The sequence below is a fragment of the Thermococcus sp. JdF3 genome (genome assembly GCF_012027495.1).
In the GTDB taxonomy this organism is placed as follows: Archaea; Methanobacteriota_B; Thermococci; order Thermococcales; family Thermococcaceae; genus Thermococcus.
The window spans coordinates 267,381-281,765 of sequence record NZ_SNUK01000002.1 but is presented as its reverse complement, the minus strand read 5'-3'; the positions used below and the strand labels follow the sequence as shown (position 1 = coordinate 281,765).

Sequence of the window (14,385 nt, the reverse complement as noted above, 5' to 3'; positions counted from 1 at the left end):
GGTGCTGGACCACTTCGAGTCCAGTGCACTGGTTGAGGAGGTAATCTGCGAGATAAGCCCCGAAACCGCGAGTCTGCTGGAGAAAGGTGTCCTTGACATCGAAGCGTTCCCCAGGGAGGACAGGAGGATCGTAGAAAAACATCTGGAGGCCCTCAGGAAAGGAGAAATCACGGTGGGGTGGGTTCCTGATGTTTGAGCACACAATTCCCGTCCTGATGGCGCTCTACGGAGTTGCGGGGGTAGTCTATTTCATAAGGGTGCTACTGGGCCCCACGGTTCTCGATTCAATACTCGCGGGAGATTGTGTAAGCCTTGACGTCGCATTGATTGCACTCCTCGTAGCGGTGTACTACGAAAACAACCTGCTCGCAGGGGGAGCCTTCTTCCTTGTTCTCTGGGCGTTCGTGCTCGACGTGTTCGCGTCAAAGTACCTCGTTAAAGGGGAGGTGGGGGTATGATACTCTCGCTCGTCGGGGTTGTACTGCTCATCGTAGGGGCAGTCTGTGATATATTTGGGGCCGTCGGGATGCATCGCTTTAGAAACTTCTACCTAAGGCTCCATGCTGCAACCGTTGGTACGGTGGGAGGAAAGTTCTACCCCTTCATCGGGGCGGGCCTCATTGCTCTCGACAGGGGACTGCTCTCCGTGGCGGGGGTGGCTTTCCTGAGTGCGTTCACCCTGTTGATAACGACATCCGTTGGGAGCCATGCGCTTGCCTACGCCGCTGAGAGGGCAGGGGTGGTGAAGATTGAGCACGACGAGCTTGGAGGGGATTGGGATGATTGAGCTTGCGGCCCTTGCCCTGCTCGGTTGCCTTGGGCTCGCATACCTTGTGGTCACGGAGAGGGATCTGCTGAGGGCCATCCTCTACACCGGGCTCTTTGGTGGTCTCGTAATCCTCGCAGCGTACACCCTCATGGCACCTGACATAGTACTCGCCTACGTTGCCATTTCCGTCGCTCTATCCACGGGCCTGATGGTGTTTCTCGTTAGCAAAACAACTCGGGAAGAGGTGGTGTGATTGAGGATCGCTGGAATGCTGGTGATCATGCTGATTACACTCTCCGCCGCATACCTGCTACAGCCCCACGTCGAAGGCATCGTCGGTGTCGGGGCGCTTGGTGAGTTCTACCTGGGGAACAGCTACCTCGGCGAACGTTCGGCCGGCTCGCCCGAAGTTGTCACGTCAATCCTGTGGGACTACCGCGGCGTTGACACGTACTTCGAGACGGCAGTGCTCTTTCTTGCCATAATAAGTGCGGTTTCGGTGTTCCGGAGCTTTAACGGGCCGAAATCCCGGGGAGAAGGGTTCACAGAGGTAGTTAAAACGGGGGTCAAGCTCGTGGCCTTCATCACGTTCGTGGCGTCTGCTTCGGTGGCGTTCCACGGGCACCTCACCCCGGGTGGCGGCTTCCAGGGGGGTTCAATGCTCGCCGCCGGTTCCCTGCTCATCATAGTCGGCTTCTCCAAGAAGGCCCTTGAGAGGAACGGGATAACAAAGACGCGGGCACTTGGGATAAGAACCGCGGGGCTCTTGACCATAGTGTGCGTCGCGGTGTACCCCCTACTGAGGGGACTCCATTTTATGCAGAACCTGCCCGTTTATCCAGTCAAGGTGGGGGGACTCCTCGTGAGCGGAAGCCTGCTTCTCTATAATCTGGCCGAGTTCTTAGCCGTTGGGGCAGGGTTTACGATAATCTTTCTTCTCCTTGCGAATCCGGAGGAGGGATGGCAATGAGCCTCGCAGCGTCTCTGGTGATAACGGCAACGGTAGCCACCATGCTAATAGCGCTCTACGGAGTGGCGGTTAGGCCAAACCTCGTTAAGAAGGTGCTCTGCCTGTCCCTGTTCTCAGATATGGTGAACGTCCTTGTCATATTCCTCGGTTACAGGGACGTCAAAAACCCCCTTCCTCCGGTTTTAACTGAGTACTCGAGTGAAGGTGTGACGAAGCTCGTGGAGAGAGGCGTTGATCCGTTCCCTCAGGCGCTGACGATAACTGCGATAGTTATCGGCCTTGCGGTTACCGTCCTCATGGCCTATGGTGTGATACACATCCAGAGGAAATACGGGACGGTTGATGTCCGGAAGCTTGCGGGGTGGGAGGAATGAGGTCTGTCCCTGTGATGATTGCGGCGTTCGTAACCTACATCATCATAACTGGCTCGATAACAGCTTACGACATAATCACCGGTGCGATAACTGCCTTTGCGGCAGGACTGCTCTTCGGGAAGCACCTCGTTAGTAACCCCGGCAAGGCCCTGAACCCGGCGAGATGGGCCCGCTTTGCGCTCTACTTTCTCAGGTACATCACGGTAATCGAGGCGAAGGCCCACGCCGACGTCATCAGGAGGATACTCAGTGGGGATGTCAGGCCGGGTATCGTTAAAGTGCCCCTGAACCTGGGAGACGAATACGCCCGTTTCCTCGTTGCCGCTTCAATCACCAATACCCCCGGGACCGTGACAGTCCACATGGACGATCATTGTGTGTACGTGAACTGGATAAGCGTCTCCACATCGGACCCTGAAAAACGCAGGGAGGAAATCCTCGAAGAGTTTGAGGAAAACGCGAAGAAAATCTTCGAGGGGGGAGGAGCATGAATCCATTAATACTGCCCGCGATTCCAATGGCCTTCGCTTTCATACTCCCCATACTCTCCACCATAATTAAGAGTAGGCGCTTTATCTCTGGCTACGCCCTACTCATTACCGGAACAACGCTCGTGATGGGGGTTGAACTCTTCAGGGATGTCTATTCCTCTGAGCTCCCGTTAACCTATTCCTTCGGCGGCTGGAAGGTGCCGGTCGGTGTAATCTATGAGGTGGACAGGTTCGGGGCGGTTATGGTGCTCGTAACGGCCTCACTGATGTTCCTCACGGCGGTCTACTCGGTCCGCTACCTGGGTCGTGAGGACGGTGTGGAGTGGTTCTACACCCTTTACCTTGGCCTTGAGGCGGGTCTCCTCGGGATATTCATGACGGGGGACGCGTTCAATCTGTTTGTGATGCTCGAAGTGACGGCGATAGCATCATACGGCCTCGTGATGTTCTACACGGAGGACGGCTATCCCGCTTACTCTGGCCTCAGGTACGCGATAATAAGCTCCATAGGAACGACTCTCTACTTCCTTGCCCTGGTGCTGATCTACCGGGGGCTTGGCACAGTGAACTTTGCGGACATCTCTGCGAAGTTGCACGGAATTGGATTCCCAATATCAACACCCTTGAACAGCACTGTTCCCATCCTCGCCATTTCAATGGCGCTGATAACGTGGGCTTTCACGATAAAGGCCGCGATAATGCCGAACCATTTCTGGCTTCCAGGGGCCCATTCCGCGGCTCCAAGTCCTGTCTCAGCCGTACTGTCTGGCCTGGTGGTCAACGCCGGAATTTATGGGTTTATGAGATTCCTCAGCCTGACTTATGTCCCGGAAGTTTCTCATATTGGCGATATCATGTGCACGCTACTCCTCATTCTCGGGGCGGTCTCTGCCCTTTTATCATCCATCGCAATGACCGTTCAGGACGATGTCAAGAGAATAGTAGCCTACTCAACAATACTCAACATGGGCTACCTGGCGATGGCCGTGGGAGTGAACAGCGAGGCCGGAACCGCCGGCGCAGTGTTTCACATGGTAAACCACGCGATAGCGAAAGCTCTCCTCTTCCTCGCGGTAGGGGTCTTCATCCATACGGCGGGAAGCAGGAAGCTGAATGAGCTAAAGGGGCTTGGAAAAAGTATGCCCTTCACTACGGTGAGCCTGGCGATAGCCACGATGAGCCTTGTGGGATTGCCTCCTACAAACGTTTTCTTCAGCAAACTTTTGCTTTACAGGGCCTACGTAGAGAAAAGCCCCGTTCTCGTTGCAGTACTTCTGTTATCAAGTCTATTTGCTCTGGTGAGCTATATGAGGATGCTTTACTGGCTATGGATCAAAAAGCCGGATGGGGAGGGGGAGGTCCATGAATCACGTTCGATGGTGGCGGTACTTGTGACGCTCGCCCTTGCGTGCCTGGTTCTCGGGGTACTCTCCCCAATTCTGGTCGATAGAGTTGTGAACCCTGCCGTGGCCCAGCTGAAGGACGTGGAGGGTTACATACGGGCTGCGCTCATCGCGGGGGTGAAGTAGATGATTGGAGAGTTCAGAAGGCACTACGGTGAAAACCTGCTCGGGATTGCACTCCTGGGCGAGACATGGCTTGTGGTTTTGAAAGAGGGGGACAAGGCGGAGCTACTCGCCGATGCCGCCGAAAAGTGGGAGGGACTGGACGTGATTGTGGTGCCGGCAAATTCCCTCCACAACCTCCATCCCGAGGTATTTGGTGACTTTCGAGTTCTTTACGACCCGGAGGGGATGATTTCCAGGACACTCAAGAGGATTGTAGAGATGAAAGGTGCCTACCCGACAGTATGGAACCTAAGGCTTATTGATGTTATGGAGGTGGAAAGATGAGCGGAATGCGGTTTGCATTTCTGTGCAAGTCCCGGCCAGAGCCTAGCGGAAAGAAGGTGGCCATAGTGGGGGCCGGTCCTGCCGGCTTAAGCGCTGCAGGTTACCTCGTCTGCCAGGGACACGAGGTGCACGTCTACGACAAGCTCCCCGAGCCTGGGGGTTTGATGCTCTTTGGAATCCCTGAATTCAGGATTCCGATATACCGCGTTAGAGAGGGCTGTGGTGAGCTCAAGGATCTCTTCGAGGTCAAGTTTTTCCCCAGGACCAAGGTGGTCTGCGGTGAGTGTGGACATGAGGCAGGAGACGAGTTCGTTGAGAAGACCGTGCACATAGCGGAGCTTAAGGAGAATTACGACGCGGTGCTGATAGCCACGGGGGCATGGGAGCCATGGACACCTGAACTTGAGGGCGCCGAACTTCAAGGGGTGTATCCCGCGCTGGAATACCTGTTCAGAATAAAGAGCGCTAAGCTCGGACACATGGAGTGGACGGACATAATACATCCTGAGAGCAAGAAAATCCTCGTTGTTGGTGCGGGACACACGGCGGTGGACGCGGCCCTTGAGAGCGTTCTCCTTGGGGCTGATGAGGTATACCTCAGCTATCGGAGAAGCATAAAGGAAGCCCCCGCCGGCCCGTATGAGATACATCAGCTCATCCAGAGGGGGGTTAAGTGGCTCGAAAAAACCATGCCCGTCAGAATCATAGGAGATGGAAAAGTAAGGGCCGTCGAGATGGTCAGGATGGAGCTTGGTGAGCCCGATGCGAGCGGGAGAAGGAGGCCAGTACCTGTTGAAGGCTCGGAGTTCAGGCTGGAGGTTGACTACGTTATATTTGCCGTGGGACAGACCCCCACACCGCCTGCCGGAGAGGGCGTGGAGATAGCCAGGGACAAAAAGGGCAGAGTGGTCGTGGATGGGAGACACATGACGAGCGTTGAGGGCATATTTGCCGCGGGAGACGTCGTCACGGGCCCGTCGAAAGTAGGACAGGCTGTTAAAGATGGTCTCTACGCCGCGAGAAGCATGCACATGTGGATGATGGGGGGTGAGTGATGTGGCAAAGAAGATACTCCACGTTGATTACAGCCTCTGCATTGGCTGTGAAACCTGCCAGGGGGTGTGTGATTTTATCCACGATGGAAAGCCCAACATAAGGATATACTACACTGTTTCGGGCCTTCCGGTGCCGATAAACTGCCGCCACTGTGAGAGGGCCCCTTGCCTTGAGATATGTCCCGTTGGAGCGATATATAAGGACCACGAGGGGGCGGTGATAATAGACCCCGGGAAGTGCATAGGCTGCCTGATGTGCCTTGCCGTCTGCCCGTTTGGAGTTCCGAGCTTCAACGTCAGAATCCGTGTGGTGACCAAGTGCGACATGTGCGCCGCGAGGAGGGCCGAGGGCATGGAGCCAGCGTGCGGGGAAATGTGCCCCGCCGAGGCAATATTCTTCGGCGAATCTGAGGAGATTGAGGACAGAATAATGAGAAGAACCGCGGAGAAGATAGCAAGGGAAAGGATATCCTCCATGAACTTGGAGGGGGTGGGGAGAATGCTTTAGCGGTCTGTTTTTAATTTGTTTAATTAAACACCATAATTTACCCATTATGGGTTGAGAAAACAAAACATCTTTCTGACAACATTGTCGTAACATTTATAAGTGTTTATTCTGATTAAACGTTCGAATATTGCGAGTATGGATTCAAATATCACACCTCAAGTTACAAACTTGTGGTTGTATACATTTGGTCCAAAAAAACCTTTTATTGGGCTTCTACTATATACGAATGAGTACATTTGGAGGGTCTGCGATGGTGTGGGAATCCCACGTTTCGATAAACCAAGTCTTCGAGATGAGGTGCAAAACAACCAACTACTTTGGTTTATGCGCCATACACAAATTTAACGATATTGTCCGGGAGCTTAAGGGGAAGGGCGTGGACAAGGTTATCCTCGTTACTGGAAAGAGTTCCTACAAGAAGTGCGGCGCATGGGACGTTGTCAGGCCTGCCCTCGAGGAAAATGGCGTTGAGTATGTTCATTACGACAGGGTGAGGGCCAACCCAACGGTTGACATGATCGACGAGGCGGCTGAGATGGGAAGAGAGTTCGGGGCTCAGGCTGTCATAGGCATAGGTGGCGGCAGCCCTATCGATAGTGCCAAGAGCGTTGCGATTCTGCTGGAGTACCCGGACAAGACCGCCAGAGACCTCTACGAGTTCAGGTTTACCCCGGCAAAGGCCAAGCCAATAATAGCGATAAACACAACCCATGGAACCGGAACCGAGGTTGACAGGTTCGCAGTGGCTTCGATTCCTGAGAAGGAGTACAAACCGGCCATAGCTTACGACTGCATCTACCCCCTTTACGCAATCGATGACCCAGCACTAACAACAAAGCTTCCTCCGGAGCAGACCCTGTACGTGACCATCGATGCACTCAATCACATCACCGAAGCTGCCACAACCAAGGTAGCCAATCCATATTCAATACTTCTCGCCAAAGAGGCTGCGAGGCTGATATTTAACTATCTCCCGGAGGCTCTCAATCATCCTGACAACCTGCAGGCCAGGTATGCCCTGCTCTACGCCTCTGCTATAGCTGGAATAAGCTTCGACAACGGTCTGCTTCACTTTACGCACGCCCTTGAGCACCCATTGAGCGCAGTCAAGCCGGACCTGCCCCACGGCCTTGGCCTTGCAATGCTCCTTCCGGCGGTAATCCGGCACATCTACCCTGCCACCGCGAAGGTACTTGCCGAGGTGTACAGGCCGCTCGTCCCCGAGGCCAAAGGTGTTCCGGGAGAGGTGGAACTCGTCGCCAGGAGGGTGGAGGAGTGGCTCTTCAGCATCGGCATCACTGAAAAGCTCGCGGATGTTGGGTTCACTGAGGCGGATGTTGACAGGCTAACACAGCTGGCCATGACGACCCCGAGCCTTGACCTGCTCCTTTCCATGGCCCCAGTGGAGGCTACCCGGGAGAGAATAGCGTCTATATACCGTGATTCACTTTACCCTATCGGCAGAGGGTAAGGAGACGCTTTCTTCTGCCCTTTGTGATTTAATTTATATTCTATTTGCTTCATGAGTATTTTATTTTTAACCTTTGGTTCAAAAAATCTTTTTATTAGCTTGTTTGCAGGTCGAATTGAGAAGAAAATCGGGGGAGATCATTTTGGGGGAAATTGAACTCGGCAAAGTCTGTCGGGTATCCGGGGATGCAAAACTTGTAATGTACGAGGAGGGGGGAGAAGTCCAGGACGCCCTTTTTATATCCACCGCCCCAGTCAGGGGATTTGAAAAAATGGTCATCGGGAAGAGCCCATTCTTCGTTGTGGAGGCTGTCATGAGAATATGCGGCCTATGCCACGCCTCCCATGGAATAGCTGCAGCGGAGGCCATAGAAAATGCAATTGGAGTAAAGCCTCCTAAAAATGGAGTGCTCCTGAGGGAGGCACTTGGGCTCATCAACAGGATTCAGAGTCATCTACTCGAATTCCTCATGGTGGTCCCTGACTTGGTAGTGCCTGAAGAGCGGGAGAAGTTAATCCTCATGCTGATTGATTTTCACACAAAAATCGGCGACTTTCTGCTAAAACTCGGGGGGGCAATGACCCACCCACCCAATCTCACGGTTGGAGGCATAAACCCCGTCCCCAAGTGGAGCGTATTCAATAACCTCAAGGCCAGACTACCCAAGACGCTCCGCTCGTGGAATGAGCTGGCACACCTGCTGGTTGACGAGGACATTCAAACCGATGTTGCGATGGAGTTGAGGGAAAAGAAACTCGATAACCGGTATCTATCCAGTGGACTCTTCTACGGCGATAGATTCAACATCGATGTTCGTAAGATAAAGCTGATTCCCTACTACGAATTCCGGAAAGATAACCCCAGTTCCAAGGAATCGACTACCATGATAGCGATGTACAAGGGGAAACCCGTTGAAGTTGGCCCTAGGGCCAGGTTGAGTACCTATCGGGAAAAGAGCTATTCGACGCTCTACGACCTCCACACTGCGAGGGTTGATGACGTCAGCATTGCACTCCATAGATTGAGCAGTATCCTGGATTCCCTTGATATGAAGGAACCATTCAGGAACCAGAACATTGTTTTTGGACCGGGTAAGGGCGTCGGTGTCTACGAAGCCCCGCGGGGAACTTTGGTGCATATTGTTGAACTTGGAGAGGAGGGAAGGACACTCTATTCGAGGATAGTTGTCCCTACGATGTTCAATATCCCCGTCATGGAAGAATCCGTAAAGGGGTTGAGTGTTGAGGCTGCTGAGGCCGTTGTGAGGCTTTATGATCCATGCATCCCATGTACAACACACGTTGCCAGGCTAAGGCGGTGAGACCATGGAAAGGATTGATGTTCTCCACAGGGATTTTGGTGGATGTGCAGGATGCAGTGTGAGCATTGTGCGTGCATATCCTGAAATCAAGGATATCGTCAAACTGGACACTCCATATATGGTGGACAGGTACCCCCAATCGGACGGTTACAACGTTGCGGTCATCACCGGGGGTGTGTGCGTGAACGAAAGGGAGATACTTGATAAACTCAAATATATCCGGGAAATCTCCGATGTTGTCGTTGCCTACGGTTCGTGTGCCGCATTCGGCGGAATCCTGCGCTTCTGTCGTGGTGGTCAAGACCCCCGACCGGACCACAGGAGCTTTCAGCCAATAAACAGCATTATAAAGGTTGATTACTCCATTCCGGGCTGCCCCCCAGCGCCGCTGATGCTCCAGTCCTTTTTCAGATTTTATCTCCATGAAGACGAACGAAGACTGGAGCTTTTTAGAATTTGCGGGGGTATAAAGAAACTAAGCGGTTTTGACCTTTTGGATGATGTAGTACTTACCGGCCTCTGCATCGGCTGCGGGGCGTGCGAACTATCCTGTCCCACCCATGCCCTCAAGCTGGTAGATAAACGGCCAAATCTCGTCCAGGAAAGGTGCATACGGTGCGGGACGTGCTATATTCGATGTCCCCGGGCCACCCAGATTTTAACACTTGGAGGTGGTTCTGATGATCAACGTCGCTGACTCCTTTGTAGGACACGTACTCAACATTTACCTTGCCAGGGCGACTGATGGGGAGGTCCTCAACACAAAAGTGGCAAGCGGTGGTGCGGTGACTGCCATCTTGAACTATGCCCTTGACGAGGGCCTTATAGACGGTGTTGTCACTGCAAAGAGAACCAACGGACTTGAGGGCAAAGCTGTGGTCGCAAGAAGCAGGAAAGAACTCCTGGCAACGGTAGGCAATAAATGGAGCATTGTGCCCTTTGCATCCCGGATAAAGACAAAAATAGAAGAAAATAACCTCAATCAAGTCGCTGTGGTCTGTTTGCCCTGTCAGGCACAGTTCTTTGGTCAGATGAGGGACTTTCCAATGCTGGAGACGGACTTCGGTGAGAGAATTGAATACATCATAAGCCTGTTCTGCATGGGCACCTTTGCCTTTGAGACCTTCATAAACTACCTGCACATGAATCATGGTATAAAGGGACGAGATGTGAGGGATATAGTTCTCAGAGGAGACGTTATAGAGGTTCATCATCCCGGAGGAGTTCTGAGACTCTCGATCAGGGAAATTTATCGGTATCTCCAAGTTGGCTGTTTGGTATGCACGGATTACACTGGTGGCTGGAGTGATATCTCCGCTGGAGTCGTTGAGACGAAACCGGGCTGGACGATACTCATTGCCAGAAATAAAAAGGCTGATGAACTTATAAAAAATGCCAAAAAACGCGGCTATATAGAAGTTAGAGATGGTTCTCCGTTTATTGGGGATGTAATCACTGGGGCCAGGGAAAAGCTCGCTCGATCTCAGAAGAACATGATGTGCCTATTCTAACGCTCCGTTCTTAATGTTACTTTCTCTTTTGAGAGCCTCTGACCTCCTCCCCGTCCTGAGGGGGTGAGGCCTGCGAAAGAGAAAAGTCACCGGTTTGAGCATGTATCTGGTTATCCCCTCGACATCTTATCCAGCTTCAGGTAAAAGAACAGGATTATCATGAAGATGGTGATGTAGTAGCTCCACTGGAACGGTATGACGCCCATTATTCCCATAGTATAAACGACGGTCAGGACGAGCACGATGACCAGCAGAATCCTGTAGAACGTCTTCCTCTCCATGCTCCCACCGTGGGAAAATAGGGAAGGGAGCTTTTAACGTTATTGAACCCTAATAGATGTCCTCCTCCAGCACCAGGAACGCCGAGGAAACCTTAAAAGCCAGCCCCCTGGCCCTGCCCTCCCTTTCAGCGGCCACTATGCTTTTCCCAATCATCTCGGCTATTTCAACGTCGCTCCTTGACTTTGACCTCCTGGAGGCCCCAATGGCGACCTTGAATTCACCGTTTCCTGCCGGAGAGACCCGGACCCAATTCACTTTTACCTCCTCAGCATCGGAAAGCCTCTCCAGAAGGAACGCTTCCAGCGCCCTTGCCGAAACGCCCTTTCCACCGCTCTCCTTGAGCTTTCCGGCGAGCTCTCCTATCCCCGCCTCGCGGAGTATTCTCTCGACCTCCGCCTCCACCTTCTCCCTGTTTATCGCCGCGGTGTCCTTTCCACCGAGTGGCACCTCGAGAACCCTTCCTCCCCTGACGTGAGTCCGCGGTGCGGGCACCTTCAGCACGGGTTTTCCCGGGGTTCTGGTCAGGCTAAACTCCATTATCACAACCCTGGTGTCGAAGCCGGTCTCCCGGGATATGATCTCTGACAGAACCCGCGCCAGCCCGGTTTTTTCCACTTCACCGGCCGAGAACGCCTCCACGTTCCCCCTAACGAGGAGTATGTCCCTACCGGTTGCGCCATACCTCACGGAAGCCTTCAGCTCGACCCGTCCAACGGCGACACCGAGGGTCTTGTAGGCCTTTGACACCGCCTTGAGGAGGGCTTCCTCGAGGCGCAGGTAGACGTCGCTCGGGGCGTCGAGGGAATATGAAAACTCCACTGCCGTCGGAGTGCCCCGGGATTCCGCCTCTCCCTGGAGGTGGTCGAGAAACTCGAACTTGTCCAGTTCTACTATCTCGACGTTTCTCAGCTCCTCAGGAGGTTCGGTGTATTTCTTCACGATCCTGCCACCCCCGTGGAGGAGAATCCTCTCCCCGGACGCCCTAACGAGAAGGAGCTTGTTCCCCATATCTTCGAGCCTCTCAAGCAGTTCGTCGAATTTAATCGAGTCGAGCGATTCTATCGCCCGCATGGTATCACCGTTGGTGTTATGTCCATTCGAGTATAAAACGGTTACCTCGGGAATGTGTTATGGCATTCAGGGACAAAGAAGAAAAGTGGGCGGTTCAGCCCCCGGTCTCGACCGTTGCGTTGCAGGCCAGGGGCTGGGGCTGAAGGTTAAAGACGTCGGGGTGCAGGTACCCGGCTATTTCCTCCAGCCCGTGCACTATCCTCGGCCCGGGCCTCACGACCAGGTTCTCGTCGCTGAGGACGTAGACCCTTCCGTTCTTCACCGCATCGACTTCCGCGAGTGGACCGGAGCAGAGGTCATCGGGCTTTATTCCCGCGTTGGGCGAGATTATTATGACCTCCGGATTCCTGGCTATTATCTGCTCCTCGCTCGCCGCCCCCCAACCGTTGACGTCGTTGAAGATGTTTTCACCGCCGGCGAGGGTTATGAGGTCGTTGACGAAGGTTCCTGCTCCGGCCGTCCAGTAGCCGTTGTAGTAGCTCAGGAGGAAGAATGTCCTTGGCTTTGACTGTCCCGCTACAGTTGAGGTGACGTAGCCGACCGTTGCTTGCATGTCCGCCACCGCTGCCCTGGCCCCTTCCTCGCGGTTGGTTATCTTCCCAAGGAGCTCAAGGGCGTTGTAGATCGCGGTGATGTTCCTGGGGTCCACCACAACGACGGGGGCTATCCTCTCCAGGCTCTCCATTATATCCATGGAGAATCCGTCCACCAGGATCAGGTCCGGCTCCAGTGCGGCTATGGCCTCGAGGTTCGCGTACTTTCCGTAGCCGCCTATCCGGGTGATGTTCTTAACCGCCGGCGGGAAGTCGTCGTAGTCGGTAACCCCGATGACCTTGTCGCCCGCGCCTATGTAGAAAAGGCTCTCCGTTATGCTGGGAGCGAGGGTGACTATCCTCTCCGGTTCGTCGTCGATCGTGACGGTTCTCCCCGCGAAGTCTGTGACCGTGAGCGGGTAGCCCACTTTAAAGGCGTCCGGGTGCAGGAGCCTCGCAACCGCCTCGAGCCCAAGGACAACGCGGGGGCTCGGGTGGATGAGGTCGTTCTCGTTCTCGATGACGTAAACTTTTCCATCTTGGGCGGCCTTTATGCTCGCGAGGGGGCCGCTGTAAACGTCCTGGACGCTCATGCCGCAGTGCGGGGTGAGGAGCACCACGTCGGGGTTCCTCTCTATGACCTGCTCCGGACTCACGGTCGGCCAGCCGGTCGTATCGTTGAAGATGTTCTCTCCGCCGGCCAGTTCTATGACGTCGCTGATGAAGGTTCCGCCGCCGGCGGTCATGAGCGGGCTGTTCCAGACCACGTAGAAAACGCTCACACGGGGTTCATCCTTAACGGTGGAGCTTATCGTGTTTATCTTTGCTTCGAACTCTGCCGTCGCCTTCCTGGCGCCCTCCTCCGCGTTGAAAACTGCTCCCAGGAGGTCAAGGGCCCTTGGGATGTCGTCGATGCTGTGTGGATCAACCACGAGAACTGGGGCTATCTTCTGGAGGTCTTCGAGGATCGTCATGGAGTAACTGTCCACCAGTATCAGGTCGGGGTTGAGCGATGCTATCACTTCGAGGTTGGCGTACTGGCCGTAGCCGCCCACGCGGGTGACGTTGGCAACTCCCGGCGGAAAATCATCGAAGTCCGTAACCCCGACGACTCTGTCAAAGAGACCGAGGTAGTAGAGGTCCTCCGTGATGCTCGGGGCCAGCGTCACGACGCGCTCGGGGGGTTTCTCAATTGTGAGGGTTCTGTTGGCAAAGTCAACAACGGTGATTGGGTAGTGAGGGGTCTCCGTCTGCGTGGTTTCAGTCGGGGTCTGTGAGTTTGTGGTGGTCTGTACAGTACCCGATGAGCTTGATGTTTCGGGGACCGTCGTGGTGCCCGTTTCGGTCGTTCCACCGCCCAGGCATCCGGACGCCACGACCGCTCCGATGAGCAGGGCCATGAGCAAAACCGCGGTCTTTTTCATTCCAACCACCTGGATTATTTGTCCACTGATGGTTGGGCCGGGGGTATATAAACTTGTTGGATATTTTTGCCACGGAGGTTAGAAGAGGGGAATGCAAAGGACTGCCGGGCGGGGAACTCAGTCGCGCCCCTTCCCTATCCGGAATATGTCCACCCTTGTGATGATGCCGGTTATCCTGCCCTCCCTGTTCTGGACGAGAACAGCGGGGTGCTCTTCCAGGAGGTACTTGACGACCTCCAGGTCCTCGTCCTCGTTCACTATCGGGAAGGGCTCCTCCATTACCTCCATGACCTTGTGGTCATAGATGTCCTCGTACTCAAGGCTCTGTCTGACGAGGGTTCTCTCCGTAACGGAGCCGACGACCTTGTTGCCCGCTATAACCGGAATCTGGGATATGTTGTGCTCGTTCATCAGCTTGATGACCTTCTCGACCTTCTCGTAGGGCTTGACTGAGAGAACCGGAGATGACATCACGTCCCTCGCCGTCAGCTGGGCCCTCTTGCACTCGAGCAGGGCCTGGAGGATTCGGTTGAAGGTTGAGAGTCGAGGGTCCACCTTCCCTGTCTCCAGTTTGGCGATGTAAGCCTGCGTAACCCCTGCTTTCTCCGCGAGTTCCTCCTGGGTTATTCCGAGCTCCTTGCGAATTCGCCTTATCTCCTGTGGTTCTATCGGTCGGGGAATTATCACCATAAATAACCACCGGTTATGTCGGCTCTCAAAAACTAAATCCCGCCCTTCCGGTTATAAGCCTT

The 14,385-nt window shown here is 54.2% G+C and carries 19 protein-coding genes; 15 read left to right on the top strand and 4 right to left on the bottom strand.

Annotated features, from left to right (window positions below):
• The first annotated feature begins 1 nt into the window (after window position 1).
• From E3E42_RS04100 to E3E42_RS04030, 15 genes are all read left to right on the top strand, one after another.
• Entirely contained in the window at window positions 2-196 is a 195-nt protein-coding gene (locus E3E42_RS04100) for a hypothetical protein (protein WP_240703293.1), read from the top strand.
• Entirely contained in the window at window positions 189-458 is a 270-nt protein-coding gene (locus E3E42_RS04095) for a monovalent cation/H+ antiporter complex subunit F (RefSeq protein WP_058939508.1), read from the top strand. Before E3E42_RS04100 ends, E3E42_RS04095 begins: the two co-directional genes overlap by 8 nt.
• Complete coding sequence (gene mnhG / locus E3E42_RS04090; protein WP_167902847.1) at window positions 455-787, top strand: monovalent cation/H(+) antiporter subunit G; 333 nt, start codon at window positions 455-457, stop codon at window positions 785-787. The genes E3E42_RS04095 and mnhG overlap by 4 nt, the downstream gene beginning before the upstream one ends.
• A complete protein-coding gene (locus tag E3E42_RS04085) occupies window positions 780-1,022 on the top strand; it encodes a hydrogenase subunit MbhD domain-containing protein (RefSeq protein ID WP_058939506.1) in 243 nt (80 codons plus the stop codon). Before mnhG ends, E3E42_RS04085 begins: the two co-directional genes overlap by 8 nt.
• Entirely contained in the window at window positions 1,023-1,739 is a 717-nt protein-coding gene (locus tag E3E42_RS04080; protein ID WP_148882371.1) for an MnhB domain-containing protein, read from the top strand. It begins immediately after the preceding gene.
• Complete coding sequence (locus E3E42_RS04075) at window positions 1,730-2,113, top strand: sodium:proton antiporter (protein WP_240913624.1); 384 nt, start codon at window positions 1,730-1,732, stop codon at window positions 2,111-2,113. The genes E3E42_RS04080 and E3E42_RS04075 overlap by 10 nt, the downstream gene beginning before the upstream one ends.
• Entirely contained in the window at window positions 2,110-2,604 is a 495-nt protein-coding gene (locus E3E42_RS04070; protein ID WP_167902845.1) for a Na+/H+ antiporter subunit E, read from the top strand. Before E3E42_RS04075 ends, E3E42_RS04070 begins: the two co-directional genes overlap by 4 nt.
• Window positions 2,601-4,133: a proton-conducting transporter membrane subunit gene (locus E3E42_RS04065; protein WP_167902843.1), complete on the top strand. Its 1,533-nt coding sequence runs from the start codon at window positions 2,601-2,603 to the stop codon at window positions 4,131-4,133. Before E3E42_RS04070 ends, E3E42_RS04065 begins: the two co-directional genes overlap by 4 nt.
• Window positions 4,134-4,457, top strand: a complete 324-nt coding sequence (locus tag E3E42_RS04060; RefSeq protein ID WP_167902835.1) for a hypothetical protein — start codon at window positions 4,134-4,136, stop codon at window positions 4,455-4,457.
• Window positions 4,454-5,512: an FAD-dependent oxidoreductase gene (locus tag E3E42_RS04055; protein ID WP_058939501.1), complete on the top strand. Its 1,059-nt coding sequence runs from the start codon at window positions 4,454-4,456 to the stop codon at window positions 5,510-5,512. The genes E3E42_RS04060 and E3E42_RS04055 overlap by 4 nt, the downstream gene beginning before the upstream one ends.
• Before the next feature lies 1 nt (window position 5,513).
• The gene (locus E3E42_RS04050; RefSeq protein ID WP_048056508.1) at window positions 5,514-6,020 is read left to right on the top strand and encodes a 4Fe-4S dicluster domain-containing protein; all 507 of its coding nucleotides are present in this window, start codon (window positions 5,514-5,516) and stop codon (window positions 6,018-6,020) included.
• A gap of 226 nt (window positions 6,021-6,246) precedes the next feature.
• A complete protein-coding gene (locus E3E42_RS04045) occupies window positions 6,247-7,491 on the top strand; it encodes an iron-containing alcohol dehydrogenase (RefSeq protein ID WP_370519588.1) in 1,245 nt (414 codons plus the stop codon).
• 103 nt (window positions 7,492-7,594) lie between these two features.
• Window positions 7,595-8,812, top strand: coding sequence for a nickel-dependent hydrogenase large subunit (locus tag E3E42_RS04040; RefSeq protein ID WP_240913623.1), 1,218 nt, complete (start codon window positions 7,595-7,597; stop codon window positions 8,810-8,812).
• Window positions 8,813-8,816: 4 nt separating this feature from the next.
• The gene (locus E3E42_RS04035; protein WP_139680597.1) at window positions 8,817-9,509 is read left to right on the top strand and encodes a 4Fe-4S binding protein; all 693 of its coding nucleotides are present in this window, start codon (window positions 8,817-8,819) and stop codon (window positions 9,507-9,509) included.
• Window positions 9,493-10,323 (top strand): Coenzyme F420 hydrogenase/dehydrogenase, beta subunit C-terminal domain, encoded by an 831-nt coding sequence (locus tag E3E42_RS04030; RefSeq protein ID WP_167902833.1) that lies wholly within the window; start codon window positions 9,493-9,495, stop codon window positions 10,321-10,323. Before E3E42_RS04035 ends, E3E42_RS04030 begins: the two co-directional genes overlap by 17 nt.
• A gap of 110 nt (window positions 10,324-10,433) precedes the next feature.
• On the opposite strand, the gene E3E42_RS04025 is transcribed toward E3E42_RS04030, so the two are convergent.
• From E3E42_RS04025 to E3E42_RS04010, 4 genes are all read right to left on the bottom strand, one after another.
• A complete protein-coding gene (locus E3E42_RS04025; RefSeq protein WP_167902831.1) occupies window positions 10,434-10,604 on the bottom strand; it encodes a hypothetical protein in 171 nt (56 codons plus the stop codon).
• A 49-nt stretch (window positions 10,605-10,653) separates the two neighbouring features.
• Complete coding sequence (locus E3E42_RS04020; protein WP_167902829.1) at window positions 10,654-11,676, bottom strand: hypothetical protein; 1,023 nt, start codon at window positions 11,674-11,676, stop codon at window positions 10,654-10,656.
• Window positions 11,677-11,770: 94 nt separating this feature from the next.
• Complete coding sequence (locus E3E42_RS04015; RefSeq protein ID WP_167902827.1) at window positions 11,771-13,633, bottom strand: ABC transporter substrate-binding protein; 1,863 nt, start codon at window positions 13,631-13,633, stop codon at window positions 11,771-11,773.
• 117 nt (window positions 13,634-13,750) lie between these two features.
• The gene (locus tag E3E42_RS04010; protein WP_167902825.1) at window positions 13,751-14,323 is read right to left on the bottom strand and encodes a CBS domain-containing protein; all 573 of its coding nucleotides are present in this window, start codon (window positions 14,321-14,323) and stop codon (window positions 13,751-13,753) included.
• Window positions 14,324-14,385: the final 62 nt, after the last annotated feature.

What these genes read in the sequence shown, in the direction of transcription:
- E3E42_RS04095 (WP_058939508.1), top strand. Translation starts at nt 189, where the DNA reads ATGTTTGAGCACACAATTCCCGTCCTGATGGCGCTCTACGGAGTTGCG.
- mnhG (WP_167902847.1), top strand. Translation starts at nt 455, where the DNA reads ATGATACTCTCGCTCGTCGGGGTTGTACTGCTCATCGTAGGGGCAGTC.
- E3E42_RS04085 (WP_058939506.1), top strand. Translation starts at nt 780, where the DNA reads ATGATTGAGCTTGCGGCCCTTGCCCTGCTCGGTTGCCTTGGGCTCGCA.
- E3E42_RS04075 (WP_240913624.1), top strand. Translation starts at nt 1,730, where the DNA reads ATGGCAATGAGCCTCGCAGCGTCTCTGGTGATAACGGCAACGGTAGCC.
- E3E42_RS04070 (WP_167902845.1), top strand. Translation starts at nt 2,110, where the DNA reads ATGAGGTCTGTCCCTGTGATGATTGCGGCGTTCGTAACCTACATCATC.
- E3E42_RS04065 (WP_167902843.1), top strand. Translation starts at nt 2,601, where the DNA reads ATGAATCCATTAATACTGCCCGCGATTCCAATGGCCTTCGCTTTCATA.
- E3E42_RS04060 (WP_167902835.1), top strand. Translation starts at nt 4,134, where the DNA reads ATGATTGGAGAGTTCAGAAGGCACTACGGTGAAAACCTGCTCGGGATT.
- E3E42_RS04055 (WP_058939501.1), top strand. Translation starts at nt 4,454, where the DNA reads ATGAGCGGAATGCGGTTTGCATTTCTGTGCAAGTCCCGGCCAGAGCCT.
- E3E42_RS04045 (WP_370519588.1), top strand. Translation starts at nt 6,247, where the DNA reads ATGAGTACATTTGGAGGGTCTGCGATGGTGTGGGAATCCCACGTTTCG.
- E3E42_RS04035 (WP_139680597.1), top strand. Translation starts at nt 8,817, where the DNA reads ATGGAAAGGATTGATGTTCTCCACAGGGATTTTGGTGGATGTGCAGGA.
- E3E42_RS04030 (WP_167902833.1), top strand. Translation starts at nt 9,493, where the DNA reads ATGATCAACGTCGCTGACTCCTTTGTAGGACACGTACTCAACATTTAC.
- E3E42_RS04025 (WP_167902831.1), bottom strand. Translation starts at nt 10,604, where the DNA reads ATGGAGAGGAAGACGTTCTACAGGATTCTGCTGGTCATCGTGCTCGTC.
- E3E42_RS04020 (WP_167902829.1), bottom strand. Translation starts at nt 11,676, where the DNA reads ATGCGGGCGATAGAATCGCTCGACTCGATTAAATTCGACGAACTGCTT.
- E3E42_RS04015 (WP_167902827.1), bottom strand. Translation starts at nt 13,633, where the DNA reads ATGAAAAAGACCGCGGTTTTGCTCATGGCCCTGCTCATCGGAGCGGTC.
- E3E42_RS04010 (WP_167902825.1), bottom strand. Translation starts at nt 14,323, where the DNA reads ATGGTGATAATTCCCCGACCGATAGAACCACAGGAGATAAGGCGAATT.